Raw genomic sequence first — 24,388 nt, forward strand, 5'->3', positions numbered from 1 at the left:
CGGTCGGCTTGCGCCTGCGGGAGGGGCGCGAACCGGCGGGTGATTCGGTGGTCGTAGCCTCAGCGTCGGTTGCCTACGCGGGCTTCCGAAGTTGCTGCTTTTGCGGGCAGTGCACCAACTGGAACCTTTCTATCAAGGACTCTCATGATCAAGAAATGCCTTTTCCCCGCAGCCGGTTACGGCACGCGTTTCCTTCCCGCGACCAAAGCAATGCCCAAGGAAATGCTGCCGGTGGTCAACAAGCCGCTGATCCAGTACGGCGTCGAAGAAGCCCTGGCCGCCGGCCTCAAGGAGATCGCGATGGTCACCGGACGCGGCAAGCGCTCGCTCGAGGACCACTTCGACATCAGCTATGAGCTGGAACATCAGATCCGCAACACCGACAAGGAAAAGTACCTGGTCGGCATCCGCAAGCTGATCGATGAGTGCACCTTCTCCTACACCCGCCAGATCGAGATGAAGGGCCTGGGCCACGCGATTCTCAGCGGGCGCCCGCTGATCGGTGACCAGCCGTTCGCCGTGGTACTGGCCGACGACCTGTGCATCAACCTCGGTGGCGACCCGGTGCTGGCGCAGATGGTCAAGCTGTACAACCAGTTCCGCTGCTCGATCGTGGCGATTCAGGAAGTCCCGCCGGAGGAAACCAGCAAGTATGGTGTGATCGCCGGCGAGATGATTCGCGACGATATTTTCCGCGTCAGCCACATGGTCGAAAAACCCAAGCCGGAAGACGCGCCGTCGAACTTGGCGATCATCGGCCGCTACATCCTGACGCCCGATATCTTCGACCTGATCGAGCAGACCGAGCCGGGCAAGGGCGGCGAGATCCAGATCACCGACGCGCTGATGAAACAGGCCCAGGACGGCTGCGTGCTGGCCTACAAGTTCAAGGGGCAGCGTTTCGACTGCGGTAGCGCCGAGGGCTACATCGAAGCGACCAACTTCTGCTACGAGAACTTCTACCAGACCGGCAAGTTCTGATCGCCTTGGCGATTTCTTGATCGATAAAGGGCTGCCGGCAGGCGGCCCTTTTTCATTTTCCGACCGCTGCAAGCGCCTCGGCACCCGGCCCCAGCGGCTGGCCGTAGCTGAACTCGATGTAGTGGCCGGCCGGATCGCGCACGCCGCAGTAGTAGCCAACCGGGTAGGGCTCGTCGCGCGGTTCCCAGATCAGACAGCCGGCTTCGCGGGCCAGGTCGGCGATCGCATCCACTTCCGCCCGGCTGGCCAGGGCAAAGCCGAAATGGCTGTAATCGTCCGCCGCCAACTGGCGGTCGGTGCCGCCGGGCATGATGACAAAAATGAACTCGCGTTCGCGGCCGGGTTCGGCCATCCAGACGATGCGCGAGCCCTTGCCCGCGCGCTCGTGGAATACCTGCATCCCGCAGAAGCGCTGGTAGAAGGCGATGCAGGCGTCCAGGTCAGCGACGTGCAGGGCCAGATGGGTGAGGGTGGGGCGCATGCGAGGGACCTCCATGGAGGGTATGCTTTCGGTTCTCAAAGGAGACAACGACTCATGGCTTACGACTTCGATCTTTTTGTCATCGGTGCGGGCTCCGGTGGCGTGCGTGCGGCGCGCTTCGCAGCGGGCTACGGTGCCAGGGTGGCGGTGGCCGAAAGCCGCTATCTGGGCGGCACCTGCGTCAATGTCGGTTGCGTACCGAAGAAACTGCTGGTGTTCGGGGCTCACTATGCCGAAGACATCGGCCAGGCGCAGGGCTATGGCTGGACCATCGACGGCGCCACCTTCGACTGGTCGAGCCTGATCGCCAACAAGGACCAGGAGATCCAGCGCCTCAACGGCATCTACCGTAACCTGCTGGTCGACGGTGGCGTGAGCCTGTTCGAAGCACATGCGCGCCTGGTCGATGCCCATACCGTCGAGGTCGCCGGCCAGCGCTACAGCGCCGAGCACATCCTGGTGGCCACCGGTGGCTGGCCTTTCGTCCCCGAGATTCCCGGCCACGAGCATGCAATCACCTCCAATGAGGCGTTCTACCTGGAGCGACTGCCGCGCCGCGTGCTGGTCGTCGGCGGAGGCTACATCGCGGTCGAATTCGCCTCGATCTTCCATGGCTGCGGCGCCGACACCAAGCTGCTCTATCGCGGCGAGCTGTTCCTGCGCGGTTTCGATGGTTCGCTACGCGATCACATCAAGGACGAGCTGATCAAGAAGGGAATGGACCTGCAGTTCAAGTCGGACATCGCCCGCATCGACAAGCTGGCCGATGGCAGCCTGCTGGCGACCTTGGAGGACGGTCGCACGCTGGAGGCCGACTGCATTTTCTATGCGACCGGCCGGCGGCCGATGCTCGACGGACTCGGGCTGGCCGAGCTGGGTATCGAACTCGACGAGCGTGGCTTCATCGCCGTCGACGAGGAATATCGGACGTCGGTGCCATCGGTGCTGGCCATCGGTGACGTCATCGGCCGGGTGCAACTGACACCGGTCGCCCTGGCCGAAGGCATGGCCGTCGCACGGCGGCTGTTCAAGCCGGAGGAATACCGCAAGGTCGATTACGCGTTGATTCCGACCGCGGTATTCAGCTTGCCGAACATGGCGACCGTTGGCCTGACCGAAGAGCAGGCGCGTGAGCGTGGCTACAAGGTCACTGTCTACGAGAGCCGTTTCCGCCCGATGAAACTGACCATGACGCAAAGCCTGGAGCGCAGCCTGATGAAGCTCGTGGTCGACGCCCAGACCGATCGTGTGCTCGGCTGCCATATGGTCGGGCCGGATGCCGGCGAGATCATGCAGGGGCTGGCTGTAGCGCTGAAGGCCGGAGCGACCAAGCGGGTGTTCGACGAAACGCTCGGGATCCACCCGACGGCGGCGGAGGAGTTCGTCACCATGCGCACGCCCGCGGCGATCTGAGGCGAGCAGGTGCGAGGCGGGCCGCTGCCGGGGCGGCCCGCTCGCTTCCTTCAGTGATGGCTGTGAGCGCTGCCGGCCGGCGCGTTTTCCTGAATCGGCACCTCGACGGTCTGCTCCCCGGCATGCTCGAATTTCAGCGTGACCGGGAACCGCTCGCCGGCCACCAGCGGCTGTTTCAGGCCGAACAGCATGACGTGATAGCCGCCCGGCGCGAACGCGACGCTGCCGCCGGCGGGAACCTTGACCTCATCGACCTTCACCATGCGCATCACATCGCCTTCGTGCTTGTGCATATGCAACTCGGCACGCTCGGCGCGCGGCGTCTGGGCACCGACCAGGCGATCATCGGCCTGCCCCTGGTTCTGCAACTGGAAGTACACCGCGCCGGTCGGAGCGCTGGGCGGCATCGCGCGCGACCAGGGCTGAGCGATGGTTATCGAACCCTGCATGGGATGACCGGCATGCGCGTGGGATTCATCGGCAGCCGAGGCGGTCAGGCAAACCGCGCTCAGCGCGCCGGCGGTCAGAAGGCGAAGCAGCATGAGAACACTCCCGGAAAGATCGAAGCGCGAACCATAGCATGCGTTCAGCGCACTGGCGTTGACCTGCCGCAGCTGGCCTCCAGCCCTCGAATGAGCTGTTCAGCCCGGCTGTGTCTCCTCGTCCGGATCGCTGACGCTCTGGTTGCCGTACGGTGTTCCGGGCTTGTAGTCATCCAGCTCGTCGGCACAGGGCACTTGCGGAATGTCGCCCGGTTTGTCGTGCAGCACCGGGTCAGGTTGCGGTACATCGGGCTTGGGGTGAGTCATGCCGAAGGTCTCCTTCAAACTGGGCGAACTCCCGCAGTCTAGACGCTGCCCGGGGCAGCCGCCGGGTGTCGCCTGAAGCGCTCGCGCGCTCTGCGTCGCGCTGAACTTTCGCCACCTGACCGGCTCGGAATAAAGAGCCCGGACGATTGCCGGTCGGCCGGGCGCTCCATCGATCACGGATCCGCTTGCCAGCAGGAGGCGAGCGGGTCGGTGTGTCGTTCCGTCACGCCCAGCGCTTCAGGAGCCGTTCGATGACCGATGCCAAGCATTCTGCCTCCCTCCACCCACGACTCACCGAGGCCATGCGAATGCCACGTATCGCCATCGAGTCGAGCGAGCCGGTCATCGACGGCGGTCGCTTCGCGGCAAAAGGCATCGTTGGCCAGCCGGTCAGTGTGACGAGCAAGATCTTTGCCGACGGTCACGACAAGCTCGCCGCGGCGGTGTGCTGGCGCATCAAGGGCGAGAGCAGCTGGCGGCGTGCGCGGCTCAAGGCGCTGGTCAATGACAGCTGGGAGGGCCACTTCACGCCGACCCAGGTCGCCAGTCATGAATTCATGATCGAAGCCTGGTGGGACGTTTTCGAATCGTATCGTTATGAGCTGTCGAAGAAACACGCCGCTGGCGTGCCGATCAGTGTCGAGCTGGAGGAGGGCAAGCGCCATCTGCAGCGTGCCGTGGAGCGTGCCCAGGGCGAAGTGCGCGCCGCGCTCAGTGATCTCTTGCATAGGCTCGAAACGGCTCATCTGGAAGACGAGCGGGTGTCGGTTTTGCTGGCCGAGGAAACCGCAGTGGCGATGGCCGCCGCCGACCCACGCGAGCACTGCAGTCGCAGCCCGGTCTATCCGTTGGAGGTCGAGCGAGTCAGGGCGCAGTTCGCCAGTTGGTACGAGCTGTTCCCCCGTTCGGAAACCGACGATCCCAACCGCCACGGCACGTTCCGCGACGTGCACAAGCGCTTGCCATCGATTCGCGACATGGGGTTCGACGTGCTTTATTTCCCGCCGATCCATCCGATCGGGCGCAAGCACCGCAAGGGGCCGAACAACAGCCTCGAGGCGGGCCCCAGCGACCCCGGCAGTCCCTATGCGATAGGCAGCGAGGAGGGCGGTCACGATGCCATCCACCCGCAGCTGGGAACGCTCGAGGACTTCCGTGACCTGGTTCGCGCCGCCGCCGAGCACGGCCTGGAGATCGCGCTTGATTTCGCCATTCAGTGCTCGCCAGATCACCCTTGGCTGACGGAGCATCCTGGCTGGTTCTCCTGGCGGCCGGACGGCACCATCAAATACGCCGAAAACCCGCCCAAGAAGTACCAGGACATCGTCAACGTCGATTTCTACGCCGAGGACGCCCTTCCGGGGCTCTGGCTGGCGCTGCGCGATGTGGTGTGGCACTGGGTCGAGCAGGGCGTGAAGATGTTCCGGGTCGACAACCCGCACACCAAGCCGCTGCCGTTCTGGGAATGGCTGATTGCCGATATCCGTGAGCGCGACCCGGATGTGATGTTTCTGTCCGAGGCCTTCACCCGCCCGGCGATGATGGCGCGGCTGGGCAAGGTAGGCTTTTCTCAGAGCTATACCTATTTCACCTGGCGCAACACCAAGGCCGAGTTGGCCGAGTATTTCGGCCAGCTGAACGAGCCGCCGTTGCGCGATTGCTATCGGCCGAATTTCTTCGTCAACACGCCGGACATCAATCCGTTCTTCCTGCAGGAGTCCGGGCGAGCGGGTTTTCTCATCCGCGCCGCGCTGGCCACCATGGGCTCGGGCTTGTGGGGCATGTATTCAGGCTTCGAGCTGTGTGAGGCAGCGGCGATTCCCGGCAAGGAGGAGTACCTGGACTCGGAGAAGTACCAGATTCGCCCGCGCGACTACCACGCGCCCGGCAACATCGTCGCCGAGATCGCCCAGCTCAATCGCATCCGCCGCCAGAATCCGGCGCTGCAGACGCACCTCGGCTTTCAGCCCTACCTGTGCTGGAACGACAACATCCTCTATTTCGGCAAGCGCACGGCCGACCGCTCCAACTTCATTCTCGTGGCGATCAGCCTCGATCCGCACAACGCCCAGGAGGCGCATTTCGAGCTGCCGCTCTGGGAACTGGGCCTGCGCGACGATGCCCAGACCCAGGGTGAAGACCTGATGAACGGCCACCGCTGGTCCTGGTACGGCAAGACGCAGTGGATGCGGATCGAGCCCTGGCATTTGCCCTTCGGGATCTGGCGGCTGACCGCCGAGCAGGTCGATCCAGACTTGAAGTGAATTCTAGGATAAGAGCAAAAACGTAGATTATTCAGTTAGATATGAAACCAACGTAAGACCGTTTATAGCCACTGAAATCGCGGTGGGAACGGCAGTGACGGCGAAAAAGGAACCGGAACATGGCGAAACCGCGCAAGCCCGCAGCCTTCATCAAGGACCCGCTCTGGTACAAGGACGCCGTGGTCTACCAGGTCCACCTGAAGTCCTTCTTCGACTCCAACAACGACGGCGTCGGCGACTTCGCCGGGCTGATCGACAAGCTCGACTACATCGCTGACCTGGGGGTCAACACCATCTGGCTCCTGCCGTTCTATCCCTCGCCGCGTCGCGACGACGGCTATGACATTGCCGAATACAAGAACGTCCACCCCGACTACGGCAGCATGGCCGACGCGCGGCGCTTCATCACCGAAGCGCACAAGCGTGGGCTGCGGGTGATCACCGAGCTGGTCATCAATCACACGTCCGACCAGCACCCCTGGTTCCAGCGCGCCCGCAAGGCGAAGAAGGGCTCGGCGGCGCGCAATTTCTACGTCTGGTCCGACACCGACGACAAGTACCAGGGCACGCGGATCATCTTTCTCGATACCGAGAAATCCAACTGGACCTGGGACCCGGTGGCCAAGCAGTACTTCTGGCACCGCTTCTATTCGCACCAGCCGGACCTGAACTTCGACAACCCGCAGGTGATGAAGGCGGTACTCGGCGTCATGCGCTACTGGCTCGACCTGGGCATCGACGGCCTGCGCCTGGATGCGATTCCGTACCTGGTCGAGCGTGACGGGACCAACAACGAAAACCTGCCCGAGACCCATGTGGTGCTCAAGCAGATCCGCGCGGAAATCGACGCCAACTACCCCGACCGCATGCTGCTGGCCGAGGCCAACCAGTGGCCCGAAGACACCCAGCTGTACTTCGGGGGGGAGAATGGCGGCCCCGGCGATGAGTGCCACATGGCCTTTCACTTCCCGCTGATGCCGCGCATGTACATGGCCATCGCCCAGGAAGACCGCTTTCCGATCACCGACATCCTGCGCCAGACGCCGGACATCCCGGACAACTGCCAGTGGGCGATCTTCCTGCGCAACCACGACGAACTCACCCTGGAAATGGTGACCGACAAGGAACGCGATTACCTCTGGAACTACTACGCGTCGGACAAGCGCGCGCGAATCAACCTTGGCATCCGCCGCCGCCTGGCACCGCTGCTCGAGCGCGACCGCCGGCGCATCGAGCTGCTCAACAGCCTGTTGCTGTCGATGCCCGGCACGCCGGTGATCTACTACGGCGACGAGATCGGCATGGGCGACAACATCTTTCTCGGCGATCGTGATGGCGTGCGTACGCCCATGCAATGGTCGGTGGACCGCAACGGCGGCTTCTCGCGGGCCGACCCGCCGAGCCTGGTACTGCCGCCGATCATGGACCCGCTCTACGGTTACCAGACCATCAACGTCGAGGCGCAGCAGCGCGACCCGCATTCGCTGCTCAACTGGACGCGGCGCATGCTCGCCATTCGCAAGCAGTTCAAGGCGTTCGGGCGTGGCACGCTGAAGATGCTCGCGCCGAACAACCGGCGCATCCTCGCCTACCTGCGCGAGTTCACCGGCCCGGACGGGCAGACCGAAATCATCTTCTGCGTGGCCAACGTTTCGCGTTCGGCGCAGGCCGCCGAGCTGGAGATGTCCCAGTACGCCGGCATGGTGCCGGTCGAAATGCTCGGCGGCAGCGCTTTCCCGCCGATCGGCCAGCTGCCCTATCTGCTCACCCTGCCGCCGTATGGCTTCTACTGGTTCCAGCTGGCGACCAGCAACCAGATGCCCAGTTGGCATCAGGAGCCGGTGGAAACGATGCCGGACTTCCAGACGCTCGTGCTCAAGCGCCTGGACACCCTGAACAGCGCCTGCCGCAAGATCCTCGAAAGCGACTCGTTGCCGACCTATCTGCCGAAGCGGCGCTGGTTCGCCAGCAAGGACAGCGCCATCGACGCGGTGCACATCTGCTACGCGGTGCCTTTCGGCGATCCGCAGCGGCCGGTGCTGCTCAGCGAGATCGAAGTCAGGAGCGGTGAACGCACCGATGTCTACCAGCTGCCGTTCGGCTACCTGCCCGAGGCCGAGTTCGGTACGGCGTTGCCGCAGCAGCTGGCGATGGCGCGGGTTCGCCGCGGGCCTCAGGTGGGCCTGCTGACCGACGCCTTCACGCTGGACAAATTCATCTTCGCGGTCGTGCAGGGGCTGCGCGACCAGCTCGTGCTCGATAGCGGAAACGGCGAGATTCGCTTCGTGCCGATGCGCCAGCTCGACGAGATCGAACTGCCGGCCGAACTGGAGGTGCGTTACCTGACCACCGAGCAGTCCAACAGCTCGGTGATCGTCTCCAACCTGGTGATGATCAAGCTGCTGCGGCGTGTGGCGGCGGGTGTGCATCCGGAGCTGGAGATGGGCAGCTTCCTCACCGAGCGCGGCTTCGCGCATATCTCGGCCATGCTCGGCCAGGTCAGCCGCGTCGATCAGCAGGGCAACCCCTACGCCCTGATGGTGGTACAGCGCTACCTGGACAACCAGGGCGACGCCTGGGAGTGGACGGTCAACACGCTTGACCGTGCCGTGCGCGACCAGCTGGCCGGCGGCGTTTCGCTGCACGAGAACCAGTACAGCGCGCTGGACGAACTGGAAGTCTTCAACCGTTTGCTCGGCCAGCGTCTCGGTGAAATGCACCGGGTTCTGGCCAGTGACACCGATGACGCCGCATTCGCCGCCGAGCCGACCGAGCAGGCACAGGCCCGGGAGATCGGTGAATCGGTGCGCGAGCAGCTCGGCCGAGCGTTCGAATTGCTCGACAGCCGTCGGGGCGAGCTCGAGCGCAAGGACGCCGCGCTGGTCGACAAGCTGTTCGGGCAGCGCGAGACGCTACTGACCGAAGTCGATCGTCTGGCCATGCGCACGCTTGGCGGGCTGCGGATCCGCGTTCATGGTGACCTGCATCTGGGCCAGGTGCTGGTGGTGCAGGGCGACGCCTACTTCATCGACTTCGAGGGCGAGCCGGCCCGGCCGCTGGCGCAGCGCCGTGGCAAGTACAGCCCGTACAAGGATGTCGCGGGTATTCTGCGGTCGTTCGAATATGCCGCGGCGATGACTGTTCGCAATGCACAGGTCAGCGACAGCTCGGCCGAAGCCGGTCAGGCACGCCAGACCATCGCCGAACACTACGCGGCGAGCGCGCGCAAGGCGTTCCTCGACGGCTATTGCGAAGCGGTAACCGGAATCGGCCATGCTTGGCGGGACGAAGAGGGCGACACGGCGACGCTGACGCTGTTCACCCTCGAGAAGACCGCGTACGAAGTGGCCTACGAGGCTGAGAATCGGCCCGCCTGGCTGTCGGTCCCCTTGCAGGGCCTGGCAGCGCTGGCTCAACAGCTTTGCAGAGGAGAGTCCAATGAGTGATCGTCCGGCCGTGACCATGCCCGGAGAAAACCTGCTGCCCAGCGATGCCGAGGTCGACGCGCTGGTCCGCGCCGAGCATGGCGATCCGTTCTCCATCCTGGGCCCGCACCCCGACGGCGATGGGCTGGTGATTCGTGCCTACCTGCCAAACGCACTCGGTGTCGAGGTGCTCGACCGTTCGGGGGGCACTGCACTGGGCGGCATGGAGCAGGGGCAGGTGCCGGGATTGTTCTTCATCCGTTTGGCCAACCCGCAACCCTACCTGTTGCGCATCCGCTGGGCCGGTGGTGAGCAGGTCACCGAGGACCCGTACAGCTTCGGGCCGCAGCTCGGCGAAATGGACATCTATCTGTTTGCCGAGGGTAATCATCGCCATCTGGGGCGGGCGTTCGGCGCCCAGCTGATGACGGTCGACGGTGTCGAGGGCGTTCGCTTCGCGGTCTGGGCGCCGAATGCGCGGCGCGTCTCGGTGGTGGGCGATTTCAATGGTTGGGACGGGCGCCGCCATCCGATGCGGCTGCGCATTCCCGCGGGGGTCTGGGAGATCTTCATCCCCAGGCTCAGGCCTGGCGACCGCTACAAATACGAGATTCTCGGCCCCGGCGGCGTGCTCCCGCTGAAGGCCGATCCGGTGGCACTGGCCACCGAGCTGCCACCGGGTACTGCCTCGGTGGTCGCTTCGCCATTGGACTACGAGTGGCGAGACGACAGTTGGCTGCAGCAGCGCATGGTGCGCCAGAAGGTTGACCAGCCGATGAGCATCTACGAGGTGCACGCCGGCTCCTGGCGGCGCGAGGGCGGCGATGACGGGCGGCTCTACAACTGGCACGAGCTGGCCGAGCGGCTGATCCCTTACGTGGTCGAGATGGGCTTCACCCATATCGAGCTGATGCCGATCATGGAGCACCCGTTCGGCGGTTCCTGGGGCTACCAGCCGCTCTCGCAGTTCGCGCCGAGCGCCCGTTACGGCTCGGCGCACGATTTCGCCGCGTTCGTCGATGCCTGCCACAACGCCGGCATCGGCGTGATCCTCGACTGGGTACCGGCGCATTTCCCCACCGACGCTCATGGCCTGGGCGATTTCGACGGTACCTCGCTGTACGAGTACGACCACCCATTCGAAGGCTTCCACCAGGACTGGGACACCTACATCTACAACCTTGGGCGCACCGAGGTGCACGGCTTCATGCTGGCCTCGGCGTTGCACTGGCTGCGCGAGTTCCACGTCGACGGCCTGCGTGTGGATGCGGTCGCCTCAATGCTCTACCGCGACTATTCACGCAAGGAAGGCGAGTGGATCCCCAACCGCCACGGCGGACGGGAGAACCTCGAGGCCATCGAGTTCCTGCGTCACCTCAACGACGTCGTTGCCCTCGAGGCGCCCGGCGCGATGGTGATTGCCGAGGAGTCCACCGCGTTCCCGGGGGTCAGCAAACCGACCAGCGAAGGCGGCCTCGGCTTTTCCTACAAGTGGAACATGGGCTGGATGCACGACTCGCTGAAGTACATCCAGGAAGACCCGGTCCACCGGCAGTACCACCACGACAAGATGACCTTCGGGATGGTCTACGCCTACTCGGAACACTTCGTGCTGCCGATCTCCCATGACGAGGTGGTGCACGGCAAAGGGTCGCTGATCGACAAGATGCCGGGCGACCGTTGGCAGATGTTCGCCAACCTGCGCGCCTATCTCGCGTTCATGTGGACGCATCCGGGCAAGAAACTGCTGTTCATGGGCTGCGAATTCGGCCAGTGGCGCGAGTGGAGCCATGACCGCGAGCTCGACTGGTTCCTGCTGGACGAACCGGACCACCGCGGCGCCCAGCAGATGCTGCGCGACCTCAACCGCCTGTACGGGCAGGAGCCGGCGCTGTACCAACTGGATGCCGACCCGCGCGGTTTCGAATGGCTGATCGGCGATGATCGGGCCAACAGCGTGTTCGCCTGGTTGCGGCGCAGCGCGGCTGGCGACCCCTTGCTGGTGGTGTGCAATTTCACCCCGGTGGTGCGGGAAAACTACCGGATCGGCGTGCCCCTGGAAGGGCGCTGGCAGGAGATTTTCAACAGCGATGCCGCCTGTTACGGCGGGTCGAATGTTGGGAATGGTGGCAGCCTGGGCGTCGAGGCGACGCCCAGCCACGGCCAGGCGGTTTCGCTGAACCTGACACTGCCACCGCTTGGGGTGCTGATCTTCCGGCCAGAGGGCTAGCTGGCCGGTGCGCCCCCGGGCAGCAACGAACGGGCGATCCACGGGCCGCGGTGCAGCAGCGCGTTATGCAGCTGCACCAGGTCAGCTCCGGCGACCCGACGAGCCTGCACATGGGCGGCCGTCTGAATGCCGCCGACGGAAAGCAGCGCCACCTGCGGCCCGCAGCTGGCCTTCAAGGCCGCGACCTGCGCACAGGCCTCGTACTGCGCGCTTGGTTGCTGCCAACGGCGATAGCGCGCGGCGGTCGCCGGTGGGCCGGGGTCATGCGCCGCGAGCAGGCCGTCGTAGCCTAAGGTCCGCAGTCGCTCGGTCAGCTCGAGCGGCACCTCGCCCGGCACACAACGCAGCTTGACCAGCAGCGGGACGTGTCGCCCGCTCTGCTCGCGCAGTCGATCGACCTGCTGACGCAGCAGCATGAGTACCTCGTGCAGCCGCGCTGGCTCAGCAAGCAGCGCGGCGCTAAGTGGACTCAGCAGGTTGAGCATCAGGTAGTCCGCCGCCTGCCAGGCGCGGGTGATTCCCTTGCGCAATGTCTCGGCGTCCGCCGCTACCGGCAACCCCAGATTGACACCCAGTACGGCATCGCCCGGCTGCGTGCGCCAGCGCGGCAACCTGGCGATGTCGAAGGTGCCGAGTTCGCTGAAACCGAACCCCAGCCGGGCAGCGCCACGTCCCAGCTTGCCGTGCCTGTCGAAGCCGGCGGCGATGCCCAGCGGCGAAGGAAAGCTCAGCCCCATGACGCGAATGGCCTGGTGCCGCTGCGGCTGCGGCAGCGGGGCCACTCGCGCCGCCAGGCAGGTCGCCCCATACAGTGTGCGGTGGGCCAGGCGCCGGAAGTCGATCGAGAGGTCAGGCATTGCGCTTCTCGAACGCACGCATGAACGAGACCAACCGGGCGACGCCCTCCACTGGCATGGCGTTGTAGAGGCTGGCCCGCACGCCTCCCAGGGCGCTGTGACCTTGCAGGTTATGCAGGCCGCTGCGTTCGGCCTGCTGCAGGAATGGCGCCAGGAGCGAGTCGTCGGTCAGTTCGAAGCAGACATTCACGGTTGAGCGATCCTCGTGGCGGATGGCGCAGCGGTAGAGCCCGCTGGCGTCGATGCAGTCATACAGCTGCCGGCTGCGCTCACGGCAGCGTTGCGCCATCGCCGTCACGCCGCCACGCCCGGCGATCCAGTGCAGCATGCGATTGGTGCAATAGAGCGCAAGCGTCGGCGGAGTGTTGAAGCGGCTGTGCTGTTCGGCGAGCACCTGGTAGCTGAAGGCGCTGGGCAGCCCCGCGCGCGGGGCATGGAGCAGGTCGCGCCGGACGATCAGCAGGCACAGCCCGGGCACTCCCAGGTTTTTCTGGGTGCTGGCGTAGATCATGCCAAAGCGCTCGACCGGGATCGGTCGGGTGAGCAGGTCCGAGGTCATGTCGGCTACCAGCGGCACCGCCAGTTCGGGAAAAGCCTGCATCTGCAGGCCGCTGCCGGTTTCGTTGCTGGTCACGTGGCAGTAGCCCGCATCGGCTGGCACCTGCCAATCCCGGCTCGGCGGCATGGCGGTGTAGCCGGTGGCCTCGCCGCTCGCGGCCAGCCTCGCCGGCGCGTGGCGGCAGGCTTCGATGAAGGCCTTGCGCGACCAGTGGCCGGTCACCAGGTAGGCCGCCGATTGCCCGGCGGCCAGGAGATTCAGCGGCAGCAGGCCGAACTGGGCGGAGGCGCCGCCCTGGGCGAACAGCACCTCATAGTCGGGCGGTATCGCCAGCAGCGTGCGCAGCAGCCCCTCGGTCTCGTCCATCAATTGGCGAAAGCCGGCGCCGGTGAAGGGCTGCTCGAGCAGCGGCACACCGCAGGCGGGCGCTTGGGTGAGCCAATCGGCCAGTTGCAGGCGTACCTCGGTCGGCAACATCGCCGGCCCGGCGGCGAAGTTGTAGCGCTCGGCGCGCTCAGAACAGATGCAGGCCATGACTGCCGGCCGCCATCGAAAGCAACAAGGGAAAGGACAGGATGGTGTTGCTGCGCGAGGAGAGAAAGGTGATCCGCGAGCAACGAACCCGCTCTTCGAGCGTCGCCGGGACAAAGCCAAGCAGCTTTTTCTGATGCGGCCAGAGCACCAGCCAGAGGTTGAGCAGCATCAGCGTACCGATCCAGGCGCCGAGGCCGATCACCGCCAGCGGCCCTTCGAGCAGCAGCGCATCGGGTAGCCAGCCGCGCTGCCAGAGCATGAACATGCCCGAGGCCCAGACGACCAGCGAGGCGTAGCGGAATATGCCGTGTTCACGTTTCATCCGCGCTTCCAGGTCGCGGTTCAGCGTGGCGACGTCGATTCCGTTCTGCAACGGAACGAAGCGCGGGTTCTGTATGAAGTTGGCGTAGTTGTGGCCGACCCAGACGAGCGCAAAGAGCAGGTGCGCGTACCGGGCCAGTACGTCGAGCAGTGGCAGTTGCATCGGGCGCCTCCAGGGCGTTGGTCTGACGAGGTCGGGCCGTCGGCGCATTCGATGCGCCTGGCCTGCGGGCGGTGTGGTTCGTGCATGGGGCCCGCCGGGTGCCGGCGTGCGGCCCCTTGGGTCAGGCCGCTAGATCACCCAGCTCAACAACAGGTAGCAGCCGAGCGTCAGCGCAAGACCGGCGCTGACGGTTCCGCCGAACGAGTCATGGGGCAGTTTCAAGCTCTACCCCCTGGCTGGCGTGTCTGGCGATCAACTGGCCCGGCGCGCGCGTGGCATCCTCGGCGAGTTGTACGGCCTGCTGGATCACCTGATGCCTGGGTGACTTGCTGCACGCCGGATCGGTGTTGGCGCCATTGCCGGTCAGCAGCAGGGCCTGGCAGCGGCAGCCGCCGAAGTCCTTTTCCTTTTCGTCACAGCTACGGCAGGGCTCTGGCATCCAGGCATCGCCGCGGTAGAGATTGAAGACGGGGGAGTCATGCCAGATCTGCTCGAGGCGCTGCTGGCGTACGTTGGGAAACTGGAGATCCTTGAAGTTGCTGGCCTGGGAGCAGGGCAGCACGTTGCCGTTCGGCGCGATGGTGACGTGGATCGCACCCCAGCCGTTCATGCAGGCCTTGGGCCGGCCCTCGTAATAGTCAGGGATGACGAAGAAGATGGTTAGCCGGTCGCCATAGCATTGCCGTGCTCGCTGCACCTCGGCTTCGGCGCCCTGCAGCTGCTCGCGCGTGGGCATCAGTTCGTCACGGTTGAGCAGGGCCCAGTTGTAGTACTGCACGTTGGCCAGCTCGACGTACTCGATTCCCGGCTCGACGGCCAGCTCGATGATGTGCGGGATCTGGCCAATGTTCTGCCGGGTGATCGGCACGTTGAGCACCATGGGAAAGTCCAGCGACTTGATCAGTCGGGCCATGCGCAGCTTGCGCTCCCAGGCGTCGACCCCGGCCAGTTGGCGCGCCACGTTGCGGTCGGTGGACTGGAAACCGAGCTGGACGTGCCGCAGCCCGGCGGCTTTCAGGGCGTGCAGCCTGGCTTCGGTCAGGCCGATGCCGGAGGTGATCAGGTTTGTGTAGTAGCCCATGCGATCGGCTTCGGCGACGAGGGTTTCCAGATCCTTGCGCAGGGTCGGTTCGCCACCGGAGAAACCGATCTGCATGGCGCCCATGGCGCGCGCCTGGGCCATCACGTCGATCCACTCCGCCGTGCTCAGTTCGTCCTGGCGATAGTCCGCGAAGTTGCGTGGGTTGCTGCAGAACACGCACTGCAGCGGGCATTGGTAGGTCAGCTCCAGCAGCACCCAGACCGGGTTGCCGCTGCCGTCAAGCCTTAGCTCTGATCCAGCCTTTGCCATGGGATACCTCCAGGAAGTTCAGGACGCCGGCCCTTACGGCCGCCGGGTCGGATGCGCTGTAACTGTGCGCGAGCGATTCGATCAGCTCAGCCACCGTGGTCTTGCCGTCGCAGCGCTTGAGTATTTCGCCGCCGCTGGCGTTGAGCTTCACGATGCCCTCGGGGTAGAGCAGCACATGGGCCTGCTGCGATTCCTCCCAGCGAAACAGGAAAGGCGAGCGAATCTCGTAACGGGTGGTTGGCGATGGGGTTGTTGTTGTCATGGCCAGTTCCTCGTCTGACCGGCGCGGCGATGGCGTGGCGCCGCCGCGCCGGCATGGGCTCAGCGAACGTAGACGTACGCGGTGACTTCGAAGCCCAGACGCAGGTCGCAGAACTCTGGATCGATCCACTGCATGGCGGTTCTCCTCTAGCGGTTTCAGGGGTGTGTCGCGGTGTCGCGTTTCGAAACTAAGCCGGGAGTCTGCTCACCCTAATAGGACTTTTGGGTCGATTCCTTCGGCTGTTGGTCCTGGTTTTTCGCGGGCTCGGATTTATTTGCCGAGCGCGCTGCCAGGCTTGTCTGCGGTCAATGACAGGGCGGGTTTGGCGCCTAGCATGAGCGGTTTTTTTTCGCGTTTTCGCCGCGCTCGGAGGCCGCCGCGCCGCTGCGGCGAACCTTGGCATCTACTACCAAATGAGGAACCCATCGCTGCCATGGGGGCATACCTGGGCCTTCATGGCACTGCCTAAGATCGGTCCATGCCCTGTGCCCGCTGGCGCAGGCTCTACAAGCAGAAAGAAAGAGAGAGGCCGCATCCATGATCTACGCACAACCCGGTACGCCAGGCGCCGTCATTTCCTTCAAGCCGCGCTACGGCAACTACATCGGTGGTGAGTTTGTCCCGCCGGTCAAGGGTGAGTACTTCGTCAACACCTCGCCGGTAAACGGTGAAGTCATCGCCGAGTTTCCGCGTTCCGGTGCCGAAGACATCGAAAAGGCGCTGGATGCCGCCCACGCTGCTGCCGACGCCTGGGGACGCACCTCGGTTCAGGATCGCGCCAACATCCTGCTGAAGATTGCCGATCGCATCGAAGCCAACCTGGAAAAGCTCGCTGTCGCCGAAACCTGGGACAACGGCAAGGCCGTGCGCGAAACCCTGAACGCCGACGTGCCGCTGGCTGCCGACCACTTCCGCTACTTCGCCGGCTGCATCCGTGCGCAGGAAGGCTCGGCCGCCGAGATCAACGAGCACACCGCTGCCTACCATTTCCACGAGCCGCTGGGCGTGGTCGGCCAGATCATTCCGTGGAACTTCCCGCTGCTGATGGCCGCGTGGAAGCTGGCTCCGGCCCTGGCTGCCGGCAACTGCATCGTGCTCAAGCCGGCCGAGCAGACTCCGCTGTCGATCATGGTCCTGATCGAGGCCATCGGTGATCTGCTGCCGGCGGGCGTGCTGAACATCGTCCAGGGCTTCGGTCGTGAAGCCGGCCAGGCACTGGCGACCAGCACCCGCATCGCCAAGATCGCCTTCACCGGTTCGACCCCGGTGGGCTCGCACATCATGCGGTGCGCGGCCGAGAACATCATTCCGAGCACCGTGGAACTGGGTGGCAAGAGCCCGAATATCTTCTTCGACGACATCATGAATGCCGAGCCGGCCTTCATCGAGAAAGCCGCCGAAGGCCTGGTGCTGGCCTTCTTCAACCAGGGCGAAGTGTGCACCTGCCCGTCGCGCGCGCTGATCCAGGAATCGATCTACGAGCCCTTCATGGAAGTGGTGATGAAGAAGATCAAGGCGATCAAGCGCGGCAACCCGCTGGATACCGACACCATGGTCGGCGCCCAGGCGTCCGAGCAGCAGTTCGACAAGATTCTCTCCTACATGGAAATCGCCCAGCAGGAAGGCGCGCAGATCCTCACCGGCGGCGCGGCCGAGAAGCTCGAAGGCGGCCTGGCCAGCGGTTATTACATCCAGCCGACCCTGATCAAGGGCGACAACAAGATGCGTGTGTTCCAGGAAGAGATCTTTGGCCCGGTGGTCGGCATCACGACCTTCAAGGACGAAGCCGAGGCCCTGGCCATCGCCAACGATACCGAGTTCGGCCTGGGTGCCGGCGTCTGGACCCGCGATATCAACCGTGCCTACCGCATGGGTCGTGGCATCAAGGCCGGCCGCGTCTGGACCAACTGCTACCACCTGTACCCGGCGCATGCCGCGTTCGGTGGCTACAAGAAGTCCGGCGTTGGCCGCGAAACCCACAAGATGATGCTCGACCACTATCAGCAGACCAAGAACCTGCTGGTCAGCTACGACATCAACCCGCTGGGTTTCTTCTGATCTGATCGGCCCGGCGCGTTCGCTCCAGCGCGCCGGTTATTTGCAAGCACCCAAGGTGCACGGCTGCCGTCGGCCTCCCTCCCATGCACCCGGCAGCTTTATTGCAACGCGGCTTCGGCCGCGTTCTTTTTTTTTTCAGCAGGTCCCCGGCCATCGCCCACGGCGAACTCGGCCCGCTTGGCGGTCTCTGAAAGGCATATCCCCCCAGCAGGAATCCGATATGCCACGTCTTGCAGACCCATTCGCACTCAAGCACCTGACGCTGCGCAATCGCGCCGTGCTCGCGCCGATGACCCGTGTCAGCGCCGAACCCGACGGGCAGGCCAACGAGCTGATGCGCGACTATTACCAGTCCTTTGCCGAAGGCGGCTTTGCCATGCTGATCAGCGAAGGCACCTACACTGACACCGAGTACAGCCAGGGCTACTTCAACCAGCCAGGGCTGGCCACCGCCGCGCAGCGTGATAGCTGGAAGCCGGTGGTCGAGGCGGTGCACGAAGCGGGCGCGCTGTTCATCGCGCAGCTCATGCACGGCGGTGCGCAAACCCAGGGCAACATCCACCATGCGCGCCACGTCGGGCCCTCGGCCGTGCAGCCCGCGGGCCAGCAGTTGGCTTTTTACGGTGGTGAAGGGCCTTACTCCACGCCTGCCGAAATGAGCGAGGAGGAGATCCAGCAGGCCATAGAAGGCTTTGCCCAGGCTGCACTGCATGCACGCGACGCCGGTTTCGATGGGGTCGAGCTGCACGCGGCCAACGGCTACCTGCTACATGAGTTTCTCAGCGTCGAGTTCAATCAGCGTAACGACCGCTGGGGCGGTGACTTCAAGGCCCGGCTGGCGCTGCCGCTTGCCGTCCTGCGACGCGTGCGCGAGGTGGTCGGCGAGCGTTTCGTGGTCGGCATGCGGTTATCGCAGGGCATGGTGACCGACGGCCGATTGAAGTGGGACGGCGGCATCGAGGAGGCGAAGATCCGCTTCGCGACGCTCGCCGATGCGGGGCTGGACTATCTGCACGTCACCGAGTACGACGCCGCCCAGCCAGCGTTCGGCGAAGGCCCGAGCCTGGCAGCCATTGCCAGCCGCTGCGTGCCGATACCGGTGATCGGCAACGGCGGCATCACCACCGGCGAGCAGGCCGATGCCTTGCTCGAGCGTGATGATGTGGCGCTCGTGGCCATCGGCAAGGCAGCGCTTGCGAACCATGACTGGCCCAGGCGCATCGAGGCCGGTGCCGGGCTGGCGAGCTTCGAGCAGGCGATGCTCCAGCCCATGGCGACGTTGACCAACGAGCTGGCCTGGCGCAATGCGAACGACCGTCCGGCCACGCTGCGTGCGTGAGCCGATAGCTGTTCCGCCAGCGACAGGCGCTGTGACTTCAGCACTACCAATGCAGGCTGTTGTCTCCTTCCAAAGTACCATTCTGCTCATGCGGAACAGGGTGCTTAATGAGGTTGTCGGAATCGTCCGGCACAGAAAAAGAGGACCGACCCATGTGGACCAAACCCGCTTTCACTGACCTGCGTATTGGTTTCGAAGTGACCATGTATTTCGCCAATCGTTGATTGGCTGCGCCCCGGTCAGCCGGGGCTTTGCTTTTTTGGAGGGGAGCTGGCCTATGTTCGTACGGATTCTCGGATCTGCCGCTGGAGGCGGCTTCCCTCAGTGGAACTGCAACTGCGCCAACTGCTCCGGGGTGCGCAACGGCACGCTTCGCGCCCAGCCGCGCACCCAGTCGTCCATCGCCATCAGTGACGACGGGCAAAACTGGATTCTCTGCAACGCCTCGCCGGACATTCGTGCCCAGCTCGAGTCGTTTCCCGCGCTGCAACCGGCGCGTCGCCCACGCGATACGGCAATCGGCGCGATCATCCTGCTCGACAGCCAGATCGACCACACCACCGGCCTGCTGACCCTGCGCGAAGGGTGCCCGCACGAGGTGTGGTGTACCGAGATGGTCCATCAGGACCTGACCACCGGTTTCCCCCTGTTCAACATGCTTTCGCACTGGAATGGCGGGCTGCGCTGGAACCCCATCGGCCTGGAAGGGCAGTTCTCCATCGATTGCTGCCCGAATCTGCTGATCTCGCCGATTCCACTACGCAGCTCAGCGCCGCCCTATTCACCGCACCGCAACGATCCGCATCCGGGTGACAACATCGGGCTGCTGATCGAGGATCGCCGCAGCGGCGGGCGTCTGTTCTATGCGCCGGGGCTCGGCCAGGTGAGCGAGGCGCTGTGCGAGACCATGCGCGGCGCCGATTGCCTGCTGGTCGACGGTACGCTCTGGCGTGACGACGAGATGCAGGTGCGCGAGGTAGGCGACAAACTCGGCAGTGAGATGGGCCACCTGCCGCAGAGCGGCCCGGGCGGCATGATCGAGGTGCTCGACGGCGTGCCGGGCAAGCGCAAGATCCTCATTCACATCAACAACACCAACCCGATCCTCGACGAGGAGTCGGCCGAGCGCAGGATCCTCGACGAGCACGGCATCGAAGTCGCCTTCGATGGCATGGACATCGAGCTGTAGCACCAGACGAACCAGAAAAGGACTGCTTTCATGACGCTGCCGGCCATGAGCCCCACCGAATTCGAGCAGGCGCTGCGCGCCAAGGGCGACTTCTACCACATCCACCATCCGTACCATCGTGCGATGTACGAGGGGCGCGCCACGCGCGAGCAGATCCAGGGCTGGGTGGCCAACCGTTTCTACTACCAGGTGTGCATTCCGGTGAAGGATGCGGCGATCATGGCCAACTGCCCGGATCGCGCGACCCGGCGCGAGTGGATCCAGCGAATCATCGATCACGACGGTCGTCCCGGCGAGGAGGGTGGGATTGAGGCCTGGCTGCGTCTGGCCGAGTCCGTGGGGCTCGATCGCGAGCAGGTGCTGTCCGAAGAGCTGGTGCTGCCTGGCGTCCGTTTCGCAGTCGATGCCTATGTGAATTTCGCCCGTCGCGCCAGCTGGCAGGAGGCGGCCAGCAGCTCGCTCACCGAGCTGTTCGCGCCGACGATCCATCAGTCGCGGCTGGATGCCTGGCCACAGCATTACCCCTGGATCGACCCGGCCGGCTACGACTATTTCCGCAAGCGGCTCAAGGAAGCGCGGCGTGATGTCGAGCACGGCCTGCGTATCACGCTCGAGCACTATCGCACCCGCGAGGCGCAGGAGCGCATGCTCGAGATCCTGCAGTTCAAGCTCGACGTGCTCTGGAGCATGCTCGATGCCATGAGCATGGCCTATGAGCTGGACCGCCCGCCGTACCACACCGTGACCCGCGAGCGGGTCTGGCATCGTGGCATCGCCTTGTGATGCCGAGGCCTGGACGTAGTGGAATGCAGATGCTGTTGTGTGTCATGCATCCCCGGAGAACGAATCGATGAGCGACGACATCCTGCTGAAGGTTCCGGCATTGCGCCGCGGCTATCGCTTTCAGTTCGAGCCGGCCCAGGACTGTCATGTGCTGCTGTACCCCGAGGGCATGATCAAGCTCAACGAGAGCGCCTCGGCAGTGCTCGAACTGGTCGACGGGGCGCGTACCGCAGGCGCCATCGTCGCCGAATTGCAGGCCCGGTTCCCCGAAGCCGAAGGGATCGAGGAAGACATTCTGGGCTTTCTGGAGGTTGCGCTTGAACGTTTCTGGATCGAGTTTCGCTAAGCCTGACGTGAGCGTCGGCCCGCCGATGTGGCTGCTGGCCGAGCTGACCTACCGCTGCCCACTGCAGTGCCCCTACTGTTCCAACCCGCTGGATTTCGCCGCGCATCAGCAAGAGCTCAGCACCGAGCAGTGGATCGAGGTGTTCCGCCAGGCGCGCGAGCTGGGCGCGGCCCAGCTGGGGTTTTCCGGAGGCGAGCCGCTGGTTCGGCAGGATCTGGTCGAGCTCATCGCTGCAGCCCGCGAACTCGGTTACTACACCAACCTCATCACCTCCGGCATCGGGCTGACCGAGGAGAAGATCGCCAGCTTCGCCGAGGCGGGGCTGGACCATATCCAGATCAGCTTCCAGGCCGCGGACGAGGAGGTGAACAATCTGCTCGCCGGTTCGAAGAAAGCCTTCGCCCAGAAGCTGGAGATGGCTCGTGCGGTCAAGCGCCACGGCTATCCGATGGTGCTCAATTTCGTCACCCATCGGCACAACATCGACAACATCGACAACATCATCCGCCTGTGCCTGGAGCTGGAAGCCGACTTCGTCGAGCTCGCCACCTGCCAGTTCTACGGCTGGGCGGAACTGAACCGCGCCGGGTTGTTGCCGAGCAAGGCCCAGCTGGTGCGCGCCGAGCAGATCACCAACGAGTGGCGTGAGCGCCTGGCGGCCGAAAAGCATCCATGCAAGCTGATCTTCGTCACGCCGGACTATTACGAGGAACGTCCTAAGGCCTGCATGAACGGGTGGGGTAACCTCTTCCTCGACATTACCCCCGACGGTACTGCGCTGCCGTGCCACAGCGCGCGTCAGCTGCCGGTGCAGTTTCCCAACGTGCGCGAACACAGCATCGAGCACATCTGGTACCACTCCTTTGGCTTCAACCGTTACCGGGGCGATGACTGGATGCCCGAGCCCTGTCGCAGCTGCGATGAGAAGGCCCGCGACTTCGGCGGCTGCCGCTGTCAGGCGTTCATGCTCACCGGCGACGCCGCCAATGCCGACCCGGTTTGCAGCAAGTCGGGCCAGCATGAGCTGATTCTCGCCGCGCGCCGCCAGGCCGAGGAGGCGCCCGAGCCGCTCGAGGGGCTGACCTGGCGCAATCCGCAGGCTTCGCAGCTGATCTGCAAGGGCTGAGGGCCGGTGCCGGCTGCGACGTTGCCCTACGGTGACTGGCCAAGCGCCTGGACGGCGCAACGTGCAGCCGAAGCCAGCCGCGACTTTGCCGAACTGTGCGCAGGGCACGGCGGGCTCTACTGGATCGACTACTGCCCGAGCGACTCGCGCTGCACGCTCTGGCATTGGCGCAGCGATACAGCCGCGCGCTGTGTGACGCCGCGCGGTTTCTCCGTTCGCAGCCGGGTCTACGAGTATGGCGGCGGTGCCTTCTGCCTGCTGCCGCACCAGCTGGCCTTCGTCAACGAGGCCGATCAGCAGATCTGGTTACAGCCGGTGGACGACGCGGCTGCTACCCCATGGCCACTGACCTCCGCCGCCGAGCGGCGCTACGGCGATCTGCAATACGACCCGCTGGCGGAAGCGGTTCTTGCGATAGAGGAGAGCCACGAAGCTGGCGTCGTGCGGCACCGCTTGGTCAGCATCGCAGTCGCTGGCGGGGCGCGACAGGTGGTTGCCGAAGACACGGACTTCTATTCGGCACCGACCCTCAGCCCGGATGGCCAGCGCCTGGCTTGGGTCGAATGGGATCGTCCGCATCAACCCTGGAGCCGGAGCCGGTTGCAGCTTGCGCAACGCAGCGACGGTCGATGGTGCGCTCCGCGTTGCCTGGCTGGCTCTAATTGCGTCGAGTCGGTTCAGCAACCGCGCTTCTCGGCTGACGGCGTACTCCATTGGCTGAGCGATCACTCCGGCTGGTGGCAGCCATGGTGCGAAACGGAGCGCGGGGCCCGCCAGCTGATCGAAGTGCCATATGACCACGCGCCAGCGCCCTGGCAACTGGCGACCTGCAGCTACCTGCCGCTGGGCCATGGCAAGCTGCTGCTCACCCGGCAGGTCGAAGGGTTCGGCCTGTTGCTCGAAGCGGATGGCGCCGGCACCCAGCGCCGCTTGGCCGAAGGCTTCAGCCGCTGTCGACAGCTGGCTGCCGACGCCGAACGCTTCTACTGCATTGCCGGCTCGCCGACGCGCCTGCCCGCCGTTCTGGCCATCGAACGACGCGATGGATCCGTGCGGGTCCTGGCCGGAGGCGCGTCGCCGCTGGCCGACGAAGACGTTTCCCGGCCGGAGCCGTTGGCGTTCGCCACAGCCAACGGCGAGACGGCCCACGCCTTTTTCTTCGCGCCCCGCAATCCTCGCTGCGCGGCGCCGAGCGGCACGCGACCGCCGCTGGTGATCTTTGTGCATGGCGGGCCTACCTCCGCCTGTTATCCGGTATTCGATCCACGCATCCAGTTCTGGACCCAACGCGGCTTTGCCGCCGCCGACCTGAATTACCGTGGCAGCACCGGCTTCGGACGTGCCTACCGCCAGCGCTTGCACCTGTCTTGGGGCATAACCGATGTCGAAGATGCGCTGGCGCTGGTCGAGGCACTGAGCACCCAGCAGCGGGTCGATCCGCAGCGGGTGTTCGTCCGCGGTTCCAGCGCCGGCGGTTACACCGCGCTGTCGGCGCTGGCGGCATCGCACCGGTTTCGTGGCGGCGCCAGCCTTTACGGGGTGAGCGACCCGCGGGTGCTGCGCCGGGTGACACATAAGTTCGAGGGCGATTACCTGGACTGGCTGATCGGCGATCCCGAACAGTTGCCCGAGCGCTATCGCGCGCGCTCGCCGTTGCATCGGGCCGGAGATATCCGCAGTCCGGTGATCTTCTTCCAGGGTGGGCTGGACGCGGTGGTGCTGCCCGAGCAGACCGAGCGCATGGTCGCCGCACTCCAGGCGCAGGGCGTCGAGGTCGAGTACCGGCGCTATCCCGACGAGCGGCACGGATTCCGTGACGCGGCCAACCTGGCCGATGCGCTGGAGCGGGAGTGGCGCTTCTACCTTCGTCTGCTGGCTTGACCGCTCGCCGTTCGGA

At 64.8% G+C, this 24,388-nt stretch carries 22 protein-coding genes; 13 read left to right on the forward strand and 9 right to left on the reverse strand.

What is annotated here, in order from left to right; translation table 11 throughout:
- Positions 1 to 144: 144 nt before the first annotated feature.
- Entirely contained in the window at positions 145 to 981 is an 837-nt protein-coding gene (gene galU, locus CL52_RS08890; protein WP_041105686.1) for a UTP--glucose-1-phosphate uridylyltransferase GalU, read from the forward strand.
- Between the two features lie 52 nt (positions 982 to 1,033).
- Here the strand turns inward: galU and CL52_RS08895 are convergent, their stop codons facing one another.
- The gene (locus CL52_RS08895) at positions 1,034 to 1,462 is read right to left on the reverse strand and encodes a VOC family protein (protein ID WP_041105685.1); all 429 of its coding nucleotides are present in this window, start codon (positions 1,460 to 1,462) and stop codon (positions 1,034 to 1,036) included.
- A gap of 54 nt (positions 1,463 to 1,516) precedes the next feature.
- Here CL52_RS08895 and gorA point away from each other — a divergent pair, with 54 nt between their 5' ends.
- Positions 1,517 to 2,875, forward strand: coding sequence for a glutathione-disulfide reductase (gene gorA / locus CL52_RS08900; protein ID WP_043219948.1), 1,359 nt, complete (start codon positions 1,517 to 1,519; stop codon positions 2,873 to 2,875).
- Positions 2,876 to 2,925: 50 nt separating this feature from the next.
- Here gorA and CL52_RS08905 read toward each other — a convergent pair whose 3' ends face one another.
- Both CL52_RS08905 and CL52_RS21330 read right to left on the reverse strand, forming a co-directional pair.
- Positions 2,926 to 3,417: a copper chaperone PCu(A)C gene (locus tag CL52_RS08905; protein ID WP_043219951.1), complete on the reverse strand. Its 492-nt coding sequence runs from the start codon at positions 3,415 to 3,417 to the stop codon at positions 2,926 to 2,928.
- Between the two features lie 99 nt (positions 3,418 to 3,516).
- Positions 3,517 to 3,684 carry a hypothetical protein gene (locus tag CL52_RS21330; RefSeq protein WP_165563508.1) on the reverse strand — a complete coding sequence of 56 codons (168 nt, stop codon included), beginning with the start codon at positions 3,682 to 3,684 and terminating at the stop codon, positions 3,517 to 3,519.
- Between the two features lie 251 nt (positions 3,685 to 3,935).
- Between CL52_RS21330 and CL52_RS08910 the strand changes: the two genes are divergently transcribed.
- The 3 genes from CL52_RS08910 to glgB all read left to right on the forward strand — a co-directional run bounded on the left by CL52_RS08910 (position 3,936) and on the right by glgB (position 11,603).
- Complete coding sequence (locus CL52_RS08910) at positions 3,936 to 5,948, forward strand: alpha-1,4-glucan--maltose-1-phosphate maltosyltransferase (RefSeq protein WP_043219955.1); 2,013 nt, start codon at positions 3,936 to 3,938, stop codon at positions 5,946 to 5,948.
- A 119-nt stretch (positions 5,949 to 6,067) separates the two neighbouring features.
- Complete coding sequence (gene treS / locus CL52_RS08915) at positions 6,068 to 9,394, forward strand: maltose alpha-D-glucosyltransferase (protein ID WP_043219957.1); 3,327 nt, start codon at positions 6,068 to 6,070, stop codon at positions 9,392 to 9,394.
- A complete protein-coding gene (gene glgB, locus CL52_RS08920) occupies positions 9,387 to 11,603 on the forward strand; it encodes a 1,4-alpha-glucan branching protein GlgB (RefSeq protein WP_043219958.1) in 2,217 nt (738 codons plus the stop codon). The genes treS and glgB overlap by 8 nt, the downstream gene beginning before the upstream one ends.
- On the opposite strand, the gene CL52_RS08925 is transcribed toward glgB, so the two are convergent.
- The 6 genes from CL52_RS08925 to pqqA (CL52_RS21690) form a co-directional block, all read right to left on the reverse strand.
- Positions 11,600 to 12,460: a hypothetical protein gene (locus CL52_RS08925; RefSeq protein WP_043219960.1), complete on the reverse strand. Its 861-nt coding sequence runs from the start codon at positions 12,458 to 12,460 to the stop codon at positions 11,600 to 11,602. The two genes, glgB and CL52_RS08925, sit on opposite strands and share 4 nt — an antisense overlap.
- Complete coding sequence (serC, locus tag CL52_RS08930) at positions 12,453 to 13,553, reverse strand: 3-phosphoserine/phosphohydroxythreonine transaminase (RefSeq protein WP_043219963.1); 1,101 nt, start codon at positions 13,551 to 13,553, stop codon at positions 12,453 to 12,455. Before serC ends, CL52_RS08925 begins: the two co-directional genes overlap by 8 nt.
- Positions 13,534 to 14,037, reverse strand: a complete 504-nt coding sequence (locus CL52_RS08935; protein WP_041105673.1) for a urate hydroxylase PuuD — start codon at positions 14,035 to 14,037, stop codon at positions 13,534 to 13,536. The genes serC and CL52_RS08935 overlap by 20 nt, the downstream gene beginning before the upstream one ends.
- 205 nt (positions 14,038 to 14,242) lie before the next feature.
- Positions 14,243 to 15,388 (reverse strand): pyrroloquinoline quinone biosynthesis protein PqqE, encoded by a 1,146-nt coding sequence (pqqE, locus tag CL52_RS08940; RefSeq protein WP_043219966.1) that lies wholly within the window; start codon positions 15,386 to 15,388, stop codon positions 14,243 to 14,245.
- The gene (pqqD, locus tag CL52_RS08945; protein WP_043219969.1) at positions 15,357 to 15,650 is read right to left on the reverse strand and encodes a pyrroloquinoline quinone biosynthesis peptide chaperone PqqD; all 294 of its coding nucleotides are present in this window, start codon (positions 15,648 to 15,650) and stop codon (positions 15,357 to 15,359) included. The genes pqqE (CL52_RS08940) and pqqD (CL52_RS08945) overlap by 32 nt, the downstream gene beginning before the upstream one ends.
- Before the next feature lie 59 nt (positions 15,651 to 15,709).
- On the reverse strand, positions 15,710 to 15,784 hold the full coding sequence (pqqA, locus tag CL52_RS21690; RefSeq protein WP_074519857.1) for a pyrroloquinoline quinone precursor peptide PqqA: 75 nt from the start codon (positions 15,782 to 15,784) through the stop codon (positions 15,710 to 15,712).
- A 403-nt stretch (positions 15,785 to 16,187) separates the two neighbouring features.
- On the opposite strand from pqqA (CL52_RS21690), the gene exaC reads away from it, so the two are divergent.
- The 8 genes from exaC to CL52_RS08980 all read left to right on the forward strand — a co-directional run bounded on the left by exaC (position 16,188) and on the right by CL52_RS08980 (position 24,372).
- Positions 16,188 to 17,708, forward strand: coding sequence for an acetaldehyde dehydrogenase ExaC (exaC, locus tag CL52_RS08950; RefSeq protein ID WP_043219971.1), 1,521 nt, complete (start codon positions 16,188 to 16,190; stop codon positions 17,706 to 17,708).
- A 220-nt stretch (positions 17,709 to 17,928) separates the two neighbouring features.
- Positions 17,929 to 19,047 carry an oxidoreductase gene (locus CL52_RS08955; RefSeq protein WP_043219973.1) on the forward strand — a complete coding sequence of 373 codons (1,119 nt, stop codon included), beginning with the start codon at positions 17,929 to 17,931 and terminating at the stop codon, positions 19,045 to 19,047.
- Between the two features lie 152 nt (positions 19,048 to 19,199).
- Positions 19,200 to 19,271, forward strand: a complete 72-nt coding sequence (gene pqqA / locus CL52_RS20640; protein WP_003253598.1) for a pyrroloquinoline quinone precursor peptide PqqA — start codon at positions 19,200 to 19,202, stop codon at positions 19,269 to 19,271.
- Positions 19,272 to 19,324: 53 nt separating this feature from the next.
- Entirely contained in the window at positions 19,325 to 20,236 is a 912-nt protein-coding gene (gene pqqB / locus CL52_RS08960) for a pyrroloquinoline quinone biosynthesis protein PqqB (RefSeq protein ID WP_043219975.1), read from the forward strand.
- 30 nt (positions 20,237 to 20,266) lie between these two features.
- Positions 20,267 to 21,019 carry a pyrroloquinoline-quinone synthase PqqC gene (pqqC, locus tag CL52_RS08965; protein WP_043219977.1) on the forward strand — a complete coding sequence of 251 codons (753 nt, stop codon included), beginning with the start codon at positions 20,267 to 20,269 and terminating at the stop codon, positions 21,017 to 21,019.
- A gap of 67 nt (positions 21,020 to 21,086) precedes the next feature.
- Positions 21,087 to 21,365, forward strand: a complete 279-nt coding sequence (gene pqqD, locus CL52_RS08970; protein WP_043219979.1) for a pyrroloquinoline quinone biosynthesis peptide chaperone PqqD — start codon at positions 21,087 to 21,089, stop codon at positions 21,363 to 21,365.
- Positions 21,337 to 22,491, forward strand: coding sequence for a pyrroloquinoline quinone biosynthesis protein PqqE (gene pqqE / locus CL52_RS08975; protein WP_043219980.1), 1,155 nt, complete (start codon positions 21,337 to 21,339; stop codon positions 22,489 to 22,491). The genes pqqD (CL52_RS08970) and pqqE (CL52_RS08975) overlap by 29 nt, the downstream gene beginning before the upstream one ends.
- 6 nt (positions 22,492 to 22,497) lie before the next feature.
- Complete coding sequence (locus tag CL52_RS08980; protein WP_043219984.1) at positions 22,498 to 24,372, forward strand: alpha/beta hydrolase family protein; 1,875 nt, start codon at positions 22,498 to 22,500, stop codon at positions 24,370 to 24,372.
- Positions 24,373 to 24,388 lie beyond the last annotated feature (16 nt).

The sequence above is a fragment of the Stutzerimonas balearica DSM 6083 genome (assembly GCF_000818015.1).
GTDB lineage: Bacteria > Pseudomonadota > Gammaproteobacteria > Pseudomonadales > Pseudomonadaceae > Stutzerimonas > Stutzerimonas balearica.